General features: G+C 71.4%; 16 protein-coding genes. 7 read left to right on the top strand and 9 right to left on the bottom strand.

Translation table 11 applies throughout. The annotated features are described in order from the left end of the window. Positions 1-81 precede the first annotated feature (81 nt). Complete coding sequence (locus tag E4T13_RS06240; protein WP_137177332.1) at positions 82-531, top strand: GNAT family N-acetyltransferase; 450 nt, start codon at positions 82-84, stop codon at positions 529-531. Between the two features lie 58 nt (positions 532-589). Beyond that, entirely contained in the window at positions 590-1276 is a 687-nt protein-coding gene (locus E4T13_RS06235) for a DUF2161 family putative PD-(D/E)XK-type phosphodiesterase (RefSeq protein ID WP_137177331.1), read from the top strand. Here E4T13_RS06235 and E4T13_RS06230 read toward each other — a convergent pair. The 5 genes from E4T13_RS06230 to E4T13_RS06215 form a co-directional block, all read right to left on the bottom strand. After that, positions 1219-2205 (bottom strand): amidohydrolase, encoded by a 987-nt coding sequence (locus E4T13_RS06230; protein ID WP_240791001.1) that lies wholly within the window; start codon positions 2203-2205, stop codon positions 1219-1221. The two genes, E4T13_RS06235 and E4T13_RS06230, sit on opposite strands and share 58 nt — an antisense overlap. Before the next feature lie 10 nt (positions 2206-2215). Then, positions 2216-3091 carry an NAD(P)-dependent oxidoreductase gene (locus tag E4T13_RS06225; RefSeq protein WP_137177329.1) on the bottom strand — a complete coding sequence of 292 codons (876 nt, stop codon included), beginning with the start codon at positions 3089-3091 and terminating at the stop codon, positions 2216-2218. An 8-nt stretch (positions 3092-3099) separates the two neighbouring features. Beyond that, the gene (locus tag E4T13_RS29780) at positions 3100-3240 is read right to left on the bottom strand and encodes a hypothetical protein (RefSeq protein ID WP_170984833.1); all 141 of its coding nucleotides are present in this window, start codon (positions 3238-3240) and stop codon (positions 3100-3102) included. 87 nt (positions 3241-3327) lie between these two features. Next, positions 3328-3861: a hypothetical protein gene (locus E4T13_RS06220; protein WP_137177328.1), complete on the bottom strand. Its 534-nt coding sequence runs from the start codon at positions 3859-3861 to the stop codon at positions 3328-3330. Between the two features lie 40 nt (positions 3862-3901). Beyond that, positions 3902-4615, bottom strand: coding sequence for a FadR/GntR family transcriptional regulator (locus E4T13_RS06215; protein ID WP_137177327.1), 714 nt, complete (start codon positions 4613-4615; stop codon positions 3902-3904). A gap of 143 nt (positions 4616-4758) precedes the next feature. On the opposite strand from E4T13_RS06215, the gene E4T13_RS06210 reads away from it, so the two are divergent. Genes E4T13_RS06210 through E4T13_RS06190 form a run of 5 tightly spaced genes read left to right on the top strand, consistent with a single transcriptional unit; the run spans position 4759 to position 9715 of the window. Next, positions 4759-5790: a tripartite tricarboxylate transporter substrate binding protein gene (locus E4T13_RS06210; protein ID WP_137177326.1), complete on the top strand. Its 1032-nt coding sequence runs from the start codon at positions 4759-4761 to the stop codon at positions 5788-5790. 40 nt (positions 5791-5830) lie between these two features. Beyond that, positions 5831-6274 carry a tripartite tricarboxylate transporter TctB family protein gene (locus E4T13_RS06205; protein ID WP_137177325.1) on the top strand — a complete coding sequence of 148 codons (444 nt, stop codon included), beginning with the start codon at positions 5831-5833 and terminating at the stop codon, positions 6272-6274. Then, entirely contained in the window at positions 6274-7785 is a 1512-nt protein-coding gene (locus E4T13_RS06200; RefSeq protein ID WP_137177324.1) for a tripartite tricarboxylate transporter permease, read from the top strand. Before E4T13_RS06205 ends, E4T13_RS06200 begins: the two co-directional genes overlap by 1 nt. Then, on the top strand, positions 7782-8804 hold the full coding sequence (locus tag E4T13_RS06195) for a 4-hydroxythreonine-4-phosphate dehydrogenase PdxA (protein ID WP_137177323.1): 1023 nt from the start codon (positions 7782-7784) through the stop codon (positions 8802-8804). Before E4T13_RS06200 ends, E4T13_RS06195 begins: the two co-directional genes overlap by 4 nt. Then, entirely contained in the window at positions 8801-9715 is a 915-nt protein-coding gene (locus E4T13_RS06190; protein ID WP_137177322.1) for a dihydrodipicolinate synthase family protein, read from the top strand. The genes E4T13_RS06195 and E4T13_RS06190 overlap by 4 nt, the downstream gene beginning before the upstream one ends. Before the next feature lie 28 nt (positions 9716-9743). Here E4T13_RS06190 and E4T13_RS06185 read toward each other — a convergent pair whose 3' ends face one another. Genes E4T13_RS06185 through E4T13_RS06170 form a run of 4 tightly spaced genes read right to left on the bottom strand, consistent with a single transcriptional unit; the run spans position 9744 to position 13371 of the window. Next, a complete protein-coding gene (locus E4T13_RS06185) occupies positions 9744-10745 on the bottom strand; it encodes a tripartite tricarboxylate transporter substrate binding protein (RefSeq protein WP_137177321.1) in 1002 nt (333 codons plus the stop codon). Between the two features lie 27 nt (positions 10746-10772). Beyond that, entirely contained in the window at positions 10773-11297 is a 525-nt protein-coding gene (locus E4T13_RS06180; protein ID WP_137177320.1) for a 3-isopropylmalate dehydratase, read from the bottom strand. Beyond that, positions 11294-12580, bottom strand: coding sequence for an aconitase/3-isopropylmalate dehydratase large subunit family protein (locus tag E4T13_RS06175; RefSeq protein ID WP_137177319.1), 1287 nt, complete (start codon positions 12578-12580; stop codon positions 11294-11296). The genes E4T13_RS06180 and E4T13_RS06175 overlap by 4 nt, the downstream gene beginning before the upstream one ends. After that, a complete protein-coding gene (locus E4T13_RS06170; protein ID WP_256370435.1) occupies positions 12577-13371 on the bottom strand; it encodes an IclR family transcriptional regulator in 795 nt (264 codons plus the stop codon). Before E4T13_RS06170 ends, E4T13_RS06175 begins: the two co-directional genes overlap by 4 nt. Positions 13372-13401: the final 30 nt, after the last annotated feature.

Here is a 13401-nt window from a genome sequence, read left to right as displayed (position 1 = left end):
CACGCGCCACGTTGACCTGCCCGCGGCCCGGCAGCACGCTGCCGGGCGCGCGGCGATGCGCATCGCAAGGGGCCTGCCTTCGTGACCTCCCGCTACGGCCTGGAGATCCGCGCGGCGGCGCCCATCGATGCGCCCGGTCTTGCGGAGCTCTTCGCCTCGGCGGGGCACGCGGCCGAGGCCCGCGACCTGGCCGAGCGCCTTGCGGCGATGCGCGATGCGCCCGGCGCGGCCCTGATCGCGGCGCAGTGGGGGCCGCCGAGTGGCCTCGTCGTCCTGCATTTGTACTGGGGCCTGGACGATCCACGCCCGACGGCGCAGATCACGACATTGCTGGTCGGCGTCGAGGATCGGCGCAGGGGGATTGGCCGGCTGCTGCTGAAGGCCGCCGCGCAGGCGGCACGTGTTGCCGGTTGCGGGAAGCTCGAGATCATGGTGCCGGCGGATGCGCCCTCGCTGCGGGATTTCTGCCGCGCGACCGGCTTCGTGGAGTCGGGCCTTCGGCAGGTCCGCTCGCTTCGGAAGCAGGGATAGCGCCGGCGCTCTTGCCTGCCCCTGGCACGAGGCGACGCCGGGCGGGATAGTGCCGGGCATGGCAGCCAGCCCGAATCGCCGACCTGGCCGCGGTTCCGAGACCTCGCTCTACGCCGCCGCGAAGCACCACCTGGAGCAGCTTGGCCTCGAGCCGAAAGGCGAGATCTGCGGCTGCGACATCGTCGCGCTGCGCGCCGGCGATCCGACCTTCCTGGTGGTCACGGAGATGAAGCTCGGCTTCAGCCTGGAACTGGTGCTGCAGGCGGTGGATCGGGTGGCGATTGCCGACGAGGTGTGGCTGGCGGTCAGGACGAGCCGCAGCGGGCGCGATCGCGACAGGCGGGTCCGCAAGCTGTGCCGAATGCTCGGCTTCGGGCTGATGGGCATCTCGCCCGGCGACGGCCGGGTGGAGATCCTCGCCGAGCCCGGCCCCTATCGCCCACGCCCCGACACGCGGCGGCGCAGCCGGCTGGTCGAGGAGCATCGGCGGCGCCTTGGCGATCCGGCCGAGGGCGGGTTGACGCGTGCGCCTATCATGACCGCGTATCGTCAACGCGCCCTGGCTTGCGCCACGGTGCTGCGCGACGGCGCGCAGCCCGTGAAGGCACTGCGGTGCGTCGCGGAGGACGCGGCCAGCATCCTGCTGCGCAACGTGTATGGCTGGTTCGAGCGCGAACGCCGTGGCGTCTATCGCCTGACGGCATCGGGCGCCGCGGCGCTGTCGCGCTGGGGAGCCAGGCCGTAGGTGCGCGCCGCGACATCGTGGAACAGCGCCAGCCGGTCTGCGCGCGGCAGCCCGGCGGTGATGGCCCGCATCGCCCCGAGGATCTCCGCAAAGCCGGCGACGAGGCCATCCACGGGATAGTTGCTCGCCCACAGGCAGCGCCCGGCGCCGAACAGGCGCACCGCCTCCAGCACCACCCAGCCATTCAGGTCCGGCGTCCAGCGCTCGCCGGGCACGCAGATGCCGGACAGCTTCACGCGGATGTTCGGCGCCTCCGACAGGCGCGCCATGGCCGCCCGCCAGCCGGCGAGACCCGCTTCGCTGCGGTCCGCCGGCAGGCCGAGATGGTTCAGCACGATCGGCGAGCCCGGGAAGTCGCGCGCGAGTTCCAGAGCGTCGGGCAGGTGCCACCAGGGCGTCTGCAATTCGAAGAACAGCCGGCTGTCGGCGAGCAGGCGATAGCCGGCGCGCCAGACCGGACAGCGCATGGAGCCGGGGATGCGGTGTCCGGGGTCATACGCCTCGGGCCGCGCCACGCCCTTGGGCTTGTGGCGCAGGCTGCGTACCAGCGGGAAATCCTGCTGCGCACGGATGATCGCGCCCGCATCGGGGCGATCGAGGAAGACCGCGCCGGCCATGGCCTGCGGCAGTCCCTCGCGCGAGGCGATGTCGTGTACCCAGCGCGTCTCGCGGAGCGGGTCGGCGGGGTCGTGCTCCGCTTCCATGTAGACGGTCGCGACGATGTTCTGGCCGGCGGCGTCGCGGCGATAGTCGGCGGGCAGGTAGTTGCGCCGCAGCGGCCCGCTGTCGCCGTAGCGGAAGGGCGGCGGCGGCTCCTCGGACAGCCAAGGGTGGTGGTTCGCCTGCAGGTCCCAGATGTGATGATGCGCGTCGATCACGGGCAGGTCGGCGTCGTCCCCGCTTGCGAGATAGGCTTCGCGCGATGGCATCCGCCGGGCCTCACCCATCGGGGCGGTAGAGTCGCAGGATCGCGGCGCTGTCGGCCATGGCGTTGCCATCCGCGACGAACGCCGCCTGGCGCGCGGCCGCGGCAGCGACCACCGGCAGATGCTGCCCGACAGATGCGGCAAACGCCTCCACGGCCTGCATGTCCTTCAGCAACTGCCGGGCATAGCCGATGGGCTGGTCGAAGCGGCGCTGCTGCATGTGCGGCCAGAGCCGCCGCAGCAATTCGCCATCGGCAAAGCCGCCGGCGAGGCAGGCCGGCACCGCGGCGGCATCGATGCCGGCTGCCTCGGCCAGCGCCAGCGCCTCCGCCATCACGACGAAGCCGGTGCCGACGATGGCCTGGTTGATAAGCTTCGTCGTCTGGCCCGCGCCGACCGGCCCCATGCGCGTGACATTCGCGGCGAGCTCGCGCAGCACCGGCATCGCCGCGGCGACATCCGGCTCGGTGCCGCCGGCCATGATCGCGAGCGTGCCGGCACGCGCCGCCGGCGGCCCGCCGGACACCGGCGCATCGACCCAGCCCATGCCGGCGCGTTCGTGCAAGGCCTTGGCCATGGTGCGCGTCGCATCGGGATCGGCGGTGGAGAGATCGACCAGCAGCCGGCCAGCCATTCCCTTGGCTTCCACCACGCCGCCTGCACCGAGCACGACGCTGCGCACGGCTTCCGTGTGCAGCACGCAGGTCAGCACGATCTCGCTGGCGGCGGCGACGGCCGCCGGGCTTTCCGCGGCAGCCGCGCCAAGCGGGACGATGGTGGCGAGCCGTTCCGGCTCCAGGTTCCAGGCGGTGACCGTGTGCCCACGCTCGAGCAGGCGGCGCACCATCGCCTCGCCCATCAGGCCGATGCCGATGAATCCGATGCGCATGGCGAGCCTCAGGCGACCCGCCGCCGGGTGGCGCGCGCCACCCGGCGCGGGCGCGGCCACACGACCGGCGTGAGCGGCGCGAGCGCGATGGCGACGGGACGCGCGAGGAAGCGCGTCGCATCATGCGGCACGTTGAAAAGCGCGGTCATCGGAAGCTCCTTCACCCGGTGTTCCATCATCAGATGGGGCACGGCCAGGCACCAGCGGCGAGGCGGCAGGCCGGGGATGCGCGGCGTCTAGCCCGCCGCAGGAAACATCACGTCCTGCTCCTGGCGCAAATGCCAGAGCAGCGTGTCCGCAGGCATGTCGAGGTCGTCGCAGCCGATCATCGCGCCCGCCTTCACTGCCCGGCGCAGACGCTGGCCCACGGCGAGGTAGTGGGGCACGGGCGATGCGCCGCGCGTGGGCGCGGCCGGCAGCAGCAGTGCATCCAGCCCCGGCACGGCATGGCGGTTCCCCTCGATGGCGAGGAGGTGGCCAGCGGGCAGCTCGCACGCGGCGCGCGCGAACAGGTCCACCGCGGGGCGGTAGCCCTGCGCCGGGATCGCATGGCCGAGCCGCCCGGCGGCCATTGCCGAGATCGGCGCCTCCACGCCCAGCAGGTGCGAGGGGTTGTCCATCAGCGCGCGGCGGCGGTCTCGCGAGACGGGAATGCGCTTGCCCGCGAAAAGCTCGCCGGTGCGTCGGTCCGCGAGCTGCACCATCACGAAGACGCCGCCGGCGAACGATGCCTCGTTCGGGCGGCGCAGGCAGTTGAACACGTCGATCACACCGCTGCTTGCGGTCTCCTCTCCGACCGATCTGCCGCCCTCAGGCGGCGTCGCGCTTCTCGCCGGCGCGCTTCGCCGCCTTGCCGAGGCGGTCGAGATGCTGGCGCATCGCGGCCGCCGCGCCATCCGGATCGCGCGCCGCGATCGCGGCGGCGATGCGCTTGTGGTCCAGCCAGGAGCGGCGCATCGCGCCGGGCGCGGCGAGCGCGCGATGGCTGAGCTCGGAGGACTGGCCGTACGCCTCGGCGAGCAGGGCGGCGAGCAGGCGGTTGCCGCCGGCGCGTTGCAGCGTCGCGTGGAATTCCGAGCCGCAGATATGGAAGGCTGCGGGGTCGTCCAGCGCGCGGCCCTGTTCGTCCACCAGTTCGGTCAGGCGTTCGCGCGTCGTGGCATCGGCGTTCCGCGCCGCATCCCGTGCCGCGGCCACTTCCAGCACCAGGCGCGCGCCCTGCACCTCCTCCGGCGTATAGCGCGCCACGGGTGCTGGGCGCGCGATCCAGTGCGCGGCCGCAAGCACGCGGGAACGCGCACCCTGCGCCACCTCGACCAGGCCGCGGGCCGCCAGCGCCTGGATGGCGCCGCGCACCGTCTCCCGGCTGACATCGAGCTGCGCGGCCAGGTCGCGCTCGCCCGGCAGCGCATCGCCGGGGCGCAGCAGGCCGGAAAGGATCATGCCGGCGAGGCGGTCCGTGATCTGCTCGCGCATCGTGCGCCTGGAGACCGCCGAGCGCAGCAGGGCGAGGCTGTCATGCATCGCGGCAGCGTAACGCAGCCGCGTGGCGCTGGTCTACTGGTCCGCTGGCCGGACCGGTTGACAACTTGTCGGCGCTTCGTCCAGCTTGCCTGGTCGAGGCCGTCGCCAGACCCGGCCCGTCACCCGAATGGGAGGAAGCCGCCATGACGCGTTCCGTCGTATCCCCGACATCCGCCTTCGCCGCATCCCGCCGCGCCCTGCTGCTCGGCGGCGGCGCCGCGCTGCTCGCGCGGCCTGCCCTTGCGCAGGGCTGGCAGCCCGCGCGCCCCGTCGAGTTCATCGTCGCCGCCGGTCCCGGCGGCGGCACAGACCAGTTCGCGCGCATCGTCCAGTCCATCGTGCAGAAGCACAACCTGATGCGCACGCCGATCATCGTCACCAACAAGGGCGGCGGCGCCGGCACGGAAGCCTTCGTGTATGGCCGCGGCGCCGCGGGCGATCCGCACAAGGTGGTGTTCGGCACCAACAACGTGTGGCTGATGCCGCTGGTCACGCGCGTCGGCTACAGCCTTTCGGACCTGCGGCCCGTCGCCTCGATGGCGGCGGACGAGTTCCTGCTCTGGACCTACACCGATGCGCCCTATCGCACGGCGAAGGACCTGGTTGAGGCCGCGCGCGCGCAGAACGGCGCCTTCCGCATGGGCGGCAGCCAGGCCAAGGACACCGACCATATCCTGACCAAGCAGATCGAGCGCGCCACTGGCGTGACCTTCACCTATGTGCCCTTCCGCTCCGGCGGCGAGGTGGCGATCCAGCTTGCCGGCAAGCATGTCGATGCGAATACCAACAACCCCGCGGAGAATGTGGCGCAATGGCGCGCCGGGCGCGTGCGCCCTCTCTGCGTCTTCAACCCCCAGCGCCTGACGCTGACGGAGAAGGTGCATGATGGGGTCGGCTGGTCCGATATCCCGACCTCGACGGAGGCGGGCATCGGCCCGGCAGACTTCCGCATGCCGCGCACGGTCTGGCTGCCCGCGCGCACCACGGATGCACAGGCTGCCTTCTGGACGGAACTGCTCGCCAAGGTGCGCCAGACTCCGGAATGGCGCGCCTGGCTCGTCGCGGGCAGCCAGGGCGATCTCTGGCAGACGGGCGCGGAACTCGCTGCCTTCATCCAGCAGGACGAGGCGATGAACCGCGCCAATTTCCGAGAATACGGCTGGCTGGCCGAGTAGGGCCCGCGCCTTGCTGACGCGGCGCGCGGCGGAGGCGGGCATGGCGCTCGCCGCCGCCGCCTTCGGCGGCGTCGTCGTGTTCGGCGCGCTGCAGCACGATACCGGCTGGGGCCCGACGGGTCCCGGCGCCGGCTATTTTCCCGTGCGCATCGGCTTCCTGCTGATCGGGGTCGCCACGCTGCTGCTGCTGCGCGAAGTGCTGGCTGGCAGCCTGGCGCGGTTCTCCGAACCTGGCGCGATGCGCCGGGTCTTCGCACTGCTGCTGCCGACGGCGATCTTCGGCGCCGCGATCGCGCCGCTTGGCGCCTATGCGACCATGGCCGCCTATCTGTTGTGGATGGCGCGGGCGCTGGCGAAGGCGCGGTGGCATGTCGCCGTGCTGCTGGCCGTCCTCATGCCGCTCGGCTTCTTCCTGCTGTTCGAGACCTGGCTCGGCGTGCCGCTTGCCAAGGGACCGATCGAGGAAGCGTTGGGGATCTACTGATGGAAGGCCTCGACGCGCTGCTGCATGGCTTCGAGGTTGCGCTGACCCTGCACCATCTCGGCCTGATGGTGGTGGGCGTGCTCATCGGCATCCTCGTCGGGGTGCTGCCGGGTCTCGGCGCGCCGAACGGGGTGGCGCTGCTGATGCCGCTGACCTTCTTCATGACGCCGGTCAGCGCCATCATCCTGCTGAGCTCGATGTACTGGGGTGCGCTGCTCGGCGGTTCCACCACCTCGATCCTGTTCAACATCCCCGGCGAGCCCTCCTCCGTCGCCACCACCTTCGACGGCCATCCCATGGCGAAGCAGGGCCGCGCGGCGGAGGCCTTGTCGCTGGCCTTCCTCTCCTCCGGCTTCGGTGCGCTGGTCGGCGTCGTCACCATCACCATCGTGGCCGACGAGATCGCCGACTTCGCGCTGCGGTTCAGCCCGGCGGAGTATTTCGCGGTCTATCTGCTGGCCTTCTGCGCCTTCATCGGCATGGGCGGAGCGAACCCGTTGAAGACCGCGGTGTCGCTGCTGGTCGGCTTGTCGCTCGCGACCATCGGGATGGACACGGTCTCGGGCGAGATGCGGCTGACCTTCGGGCAGAACGAGCTGGTGCGCGGCATCTCGTTCCTGGTGGCGGTGATCGGGCTCTTTGGCATCGGCGAACTGCTGGCCACCACCGACGAGACCGAGACAGTGAAGGGCATCCATGCCCGCGTCCGGCTTTCCGCCGTGCTGCGCACCATGGCGCAGATGCCGCGCTACATCGTCGCGCTCTTGCGCAGTGCCGCCATCGGGGTCTGGATGGGGTTGACGCCGGGCGGGCCGACTGCGGCCTCCTTCATGTCCTATGGCGTGGCGCGCCGCTTCTCGCGCCGCGGCGACGCGTTCGGGCGTGGAGAACCGGAAGGCGTTGTCAGCCCGGAGACGGCGGATCATGCCGCTGGCGTCTCTGCGCTGCTGCCGATGCTGGCCCTTGGCGTGCCGGGCTCGGCGACGGCGGCGGTGATGCTGGGCGGGCTGATGATCTGGGGTCTTCAGCCGGGGCCGATGCTGTTCCAGGACCGGCCCGACTTCGTCTGGGGCCTGATCGCCAGCATGTATATCGCCAACATCGTCGCGGTCGTGCTGGTGCTCTCCACCGTGCCGCTCTTCGCCTCGGTGATGCGCGTTCCCTTCGGCCTGCTCGCGCCGATCATCATGGCGATCTGCCTGACCGGCGCCTGGATGGTCTCGGGCAGCGGCTTCGACGTGCTGCTCGCTGTCGGCTTCGGAGTGGTCGGTTACCTCATGAAGAAGCTAGACTACCCGATCGCGCCGCTCGTGCTGGCCATGGTGCTCGGCGACAAGGCCGAGGATGCGTTCCGCCAATCCATGCTGATCAGCCAGGGTTCGCTGACCGTCTTCTGGTCGAACTGGCTGGTGGCCACCATCACAACCCTGGCGCTGCTGCTGCTGGCCTGGCCGATCCTGGGCTGGCTTCTGCGCGGCGGCGTGCAACTCAACCGGAGACCTGCAGAATGATTCCGCGTCTGGCGCTCGTGCTCGGCGATCCCGCCGGGATCGGGCCCGAGATCATGGCGAAGCTGCTCGCGGAGCCGGCCAACCGCGAGAAGGCGGCGCTGCTGCTGGTCGCGGACGCGGAGGAGCTGGCGGAGGGAATGCGCATAGCTGGCGTCGAGCTGCCGGTCACGCGTGTGAACGACCCGGCAGCGCTCTCCCCCGGACGCATCGCGCTGCATGAGGTGCGCCGGCGGTCGCCGGTGCCTCGCGCCCGCTCCAGCGTGGCAGGCGGCGCGCATGCGATGGACACGCTGCGCGAATGCCTGGCGCTGGCGCAGGCGGGCACGGTGGACGGAATCTGCTTCGCGCCCCTGAACAAGGCGGCGCTGCACATGGCGGGCATGGGCCATCCGGACGAACTGCACTGGTTCGCCGAGGTGCTGGGCCATTCCGGTTCGCATAGCGAGTTCAACGTGCTCGACGGCCTTTGGACCTGCCGCGTCACGAGCCATGTCGCCCTGCGCGAGGTGGCGGACCTCATCACGCCGGCGAAGGTGATCGGCGCCGTCGCCCTGATCCGCGACGCCCTGGTGCAGGCCGGCATCGCGCGGCCGCGCATCGCGGTCTGCGGCCTGAACCCGCACAACGGGGACAACGGCGCCTTCGGACGCGAGGAGATCGAGGTGATCGGCCCCGCGCTGGAGGAGGCACGCCGGCGCGGGCTGCCCTGCGAGGGTCCCTATCCCGCGGATACCATCTTCCTGCGCGCGCAGCCCGGGCCGGACGGCACGCGCGACGTCGACGCGATCGTCACGATGTACCATGACCAGGGCCAGATCGCGATGAAGCTCATGGGATTCTGGCGCGGCATCACCGTGGCAGGCGGCCTGCCGGTCCCGATAGCAACCTGTGCCCACGGCACCGGATTCGACATACAGGGCCAGGGCATCGCGCGCATCGGCGCGCTGCAGGCGGCATTCGATCTCGCCTGCGCGATGGCCACTCGGCGCCGCGCACAGGGCCGGGGAGAGCACGCATGACGGTCTATCGCGGTGTCTTCCCGGTCGTTCCGACCATCTTCCATGCCGACGGCGCGCTGGACCTCGAAGGCCAGAAGCGCGCCATCGATTTCATGATCGATGCCGGGTCCGAGGGGCTGTGCATCCTCGCCAACTTCTCGGAGCAGTTCGTGCTGACGGACGAGGACCGGGAGCGCGTGATGGCGGTGGCGCTTCAGCACGTTGCGGGGCGCGTGCCCGTGATCGTCACGACCACGCACTTCGCCACGCATGTCTGCGCAGAGCGGAGCCGTCGCGCGCAGGAGATGGGCGCTGCCATGGTGATGATCATGCCGCCCTATCACGGCGCGACGATCCGCGTGGGCGAGGCGGCGATCTTCGACTTCTTCCGCCGCGTCTCCGACGCGATCTCCATCCCGATCATGATCCAGGACGCGCCGGTGGCGGGAACCACGCTCTCCGCGCCATTCCTGGCGCGCATGGCCCGCGAGATCGCCAACGTCGCCTACTTCAAGATTGAGGTGCCCCAGGCCGCTGCGAAGCTGCGTGAGCTGATCGCGCTCGGCGGCGAGGCGATCGTCGGACCCTGGGACGGCGAGGAGGCGATCACGCTGATGGCCGACCTCGATGCCGGCGCGACCGGCTCAATGACCGGCGGCGGCTTCCCGGACGGCATCCGCCAGATCACCGACCCCTGGTTCGCCGGAGACCGCGCTGCGGCAATGGACGCCTATTGCCGCTGGCTGCCACTGATCAACCACGAGAACCGGCAGTGCGGGCTGCTCGCGGCCAAGGCGCTGATGGAGGAAGGCGGCGTGATCCGCTGCGGCGCGCCGCGCGCCCCGCTCGCGCCGCTGCATCCGGCGGCGCGCGCGGGCCTGATCGAGCTGGCGAAGCGCCTGGACGCCATGGCTCTGCGCTGGGGGCGCTGAAGCGCCCCGCCACGCCGCCGCGCGGCGCCTATTGCTGCTCGATGCGCGCCTCGCGCACCACGCGCGTCCACTTCGCGAGATCGGCCGCGATTTCCTGAGCGAAGGCCTCGGCGGAGTTGGGCGGCACGGCCTCGATGAAGGTCTGGGCGAGCTTCTGGACGATGGCGGGATCGCGCATCACCTCGCCGAGCGCAGCGGTCCACCATGCGGCGACCTCGGGCGGCGTGCCCGCGGGGCCGAACAGGCCCGTCCAGGACAGCGCCTCGAGTTCCGCCAGCTCCGGCACGCCGCTCTCGGCCATGCTCGGCACGTCCGGCACCAGCGCGGAACGCTGCCGCGCGACGACGGCCAGCGCCTTCGCCTTGCCGCCGCGCACCTGCGGCACGGCGGAGTTGAAGCCGTCGATCATCAGCGGCACGCGGCCGGCGGTCACGTCCACCAGCGCCGCGGCGCTGCCGCGGTAGGGCACGGATTCGATCTGCGTGCCGAGCTGCAGCGCCAGCAGCGCCATCGCCAGGTGGCTCATCGTGCCGAGGCCCGGATTGGCCGCACTGAACCGTCCGGCCGGCCCGGCGCGCAGCACGCGCGCGGCTTCCGCCATGGTGGTGGCCGGGAAGTCGGGCGCGGCGATCAGGATGAAGCCGGTGCGCGCGAACAGCGCGACGGGCGACAGGTCGCGCACCGGATCATAGGGAGGGTTCTTCATCAGCGGCGGATTCACCACGATGGGCGACTGCGTGGTGACCAGCAGCGTCAGCCCATCCGGGCGCGCGCCCGTCACGGCCTGCACGCCGAGCGCGCCGGAGGCGCCGGGGCGGTTCTCCACCACCACCGTCACGCCGCGGCGCTTCTGCACCTCCTCCGCCACAAGCCGCGCGAGAATGTCGGAGGTGTTGCCCGGCGGGAAGGGCACCACCAGGCGCACCGGACGCGCAGGATAGGCCTGCGCCAGCGCACGCGGCGCGGCGAGCGTGGCGAGCGCGGCGCCTGCCAGAGCATGGCGGCGCGTGAGCGCGAAGTTCGTTGTCATCTCGTCTTCTCCCGGCTTGGTTTCGGTTCAGGCTGCCGCCATCGCATCCAGGCGACGGCGGAACATCGGCCCCCAGCCGCCGGCGCGCAGCATGGCGAGCAGGTGCTCGCCGAGCGGGGGGAACTCGGCTTCGGTGTTGCGCGTCAGGTTGCGCACACGCGCCGCAGCGAAATCCACCTCGATGGCTTCGCCGTTCTCGAACATCGCGCGCACGCCGGGGCAGCGCGGCAGCACCGGCAGGCCAGCGGCGAGCGCATTGCGGAAGGAGCCGATGGGGATGCTCTCCGCGATCAGCCCGACACCGCAGCCGCGCAGGCCGATCATGCCCTGGATGTGCGGGTTGCCCTGCGCGAAGCGCTTGCCGCCGACCACGATGTCGCCGGGCTGCGCGCGCTTCGGGAAGTCGGGGTCGAGCCCGGCGAAGACATGCTCCCGCAACACCTCCGGTCGCGTCTCGCGCTTCAGGGCCCATTCCAGCGCCATCAGGTCGCCGTCGATCGCCACGTTGTCGGGATAGACCCAGGCGCGCCCGCGCAGCGTCAGGTCGCTCATGCCGCCATCCCCCAGGCTGCCTCGCGCAGGAATGGTCGCGGATCGGCGATCTGCCCCGCGACCGCGGAGGCCGCGACGGTGGCCGGCCCCGCGATGTGCAGCACGGCATCATGCGCGCCGAGCCGCCCGGGCTCGTTGCGCGTGCCGGTGCCGATCGAGACCTCGCCCGAGGCAACGCCGCCGATGCGCCCGCCGGCGCAGACGCCGCAGCCCGGCGCCGTCACCATGGCGCCGGCACGCAGGAACACCTCGATCAGGCCCTCGGCGGCGGCATCGGCGGCGACCTGCTGGGTCGCGGGCGTCACGATCATGCGCACGCCCTGCGCCACTTGCCGCCCACGCAGCACGGCAGCGGCGACGCGCAGATCCTCCAGCATGCCCGAAGCGCAGGAGCCGATGAAGGCGTGGCCGATCGGCCGCCCCGCGGCTTCCGTGACGTCCACCGCGTTGTCCGGCGTCGGCGGCAGCGCGACCTGCGGCGCGAGGGAAGACAGGTCCAGGGTGATGCGCGCGCGGTAGCGTGCATCCGCATCCGGCAAGGCGGCATGGATCGGCCGCTGCGCGCGTGCGCGGACGTAATCCATGCAGGTCGCGTCCGGCTCCACCAGCGAGGAGACGGCGCCGAGCTCGACCGGCGTGTTGCACAGCGTGTGCCGTGCATCGATGCCGAGCGCGCCGAGGCCCGGCCCGCCGAACTCGACCACCGCATCCTCGAACAGCGCGGCGTCATGCGCCGCGATCAGCTTCTGCGCCACGTCGCGGGCGAAGACCCCGAAAGGCAGCGCGCCCGTGATGTCCACCCGCAGCGTCTCCGGCACCTGCAGCCAGACGGAGCCGCAGGCGAGAACTTCGGGGATCTCCGTCAGCACCGCGACGCCCAGCGCGCCGATGGCGCCGTAATTGGTCACATGCGGATCATAGGCGAACACGAACATGCCCGGCGTGACCAGGCCTTCCTCCACCGGGAAGACATGGCCCAGCCCGCCGCGCCCCGCATCGCGATGCGCCACGCCGAAGCGCTGCGCGATCCCGCGCACCGCCTGCTGGCGCGCGAAGGCCTGCGGCGAGACCGCCAGCGGCTCGTGGTCGGTCACCAGCAGCACGCGGGAGGCGTCGTGCAGCTTCGTCACGCCGAACTCCTCCAGCGTACGGAAGGCGTTCACGGTGTACCAGTCATGCACGGTGATCAGCTCCGCTTCCGGCATCACCACCTCGCCCGCCGCCACGCGGCGGCCGCAGATGCGCGAGAGGATCTTCTCGGTGATGGTCTGTCCGCCGCTCATTCGGCCGCCCTCCTCAATTCGCCGCGCCATCCCAGCATGGAGGAGATGTCGGCCGCCGCGGCGCGCAGCGCTTCCGTCAGCAGCCTCTCCTTGTCGCGCGTGAAGCGCACCTTCGGCACGCCGACCGAAAGCCCCGCGCAGGGCCGGCCGGTGGCATCCAGCACGGCGTGACCGAGGGCGACGATGCCTTCGATCATCTCTTCCCGGCTGAAGGCGACGCCGTCGCGCGCCACCGCGGCCAGCTCACGCCGCAGCACGGCAGGATCGGTGATGGTACGCGGTGTGAGCCGCGGCAGCGGGCCGGATGCCAGGATGGCGTCCACCTCTTCCGCCGGCAGCATGCCGAGGATCGCCTTGCCGCCGGCCGAGGCATTCACCGGACCCCGTTCGCCAAGCTGCAGCGAATAGAGGATCGGGTGGTTGCAGTTCTCCTTGCACACCACCACGACCTCGGTGCCCTGCCGAACAACGAGCGCGGCGGATTCATTGGTGCGGGTCATCAGCGCGGCCACCACGGGCTGCGCGATGCGCGTGACGTCGGTGCGGCGCAGCAGCACGCCGGCCAGGGCCAGGACGGCGGGGCCGAGGCGCATGCGTTCGGCCGTGCCGCTGCCTTCCCGCGTGACGTAGTGCCGTTGCTCCAGCGTGCCGAGCAGGTCGGTCAGGCTGCTCTTCGGGATGCGCAAGGCGCGCGCGATGTCGCCATGCGACATTGCGTCCGGCGTGGCGGCGAGCAGTTCCAGGACATCCAAGGCCCTGGTTGCGGACTTGACCAGGCTTGCTCTCCCCATGCAGTCTGTTTTCCGGACGGCGTTCGGCAT

The organism is Roseomonas sp. AR75 (assembly GCF_005222815.1).
Taxonomy (GTDB): Bacteria; Pseudomonadota; Alphaproteobacteria; order Acetobacterales; family Acetobacteraceae; genus Falsiroseomonas.
This window is presented reverse-complemented; position numbering and strand designations above follow the sequence as displayed.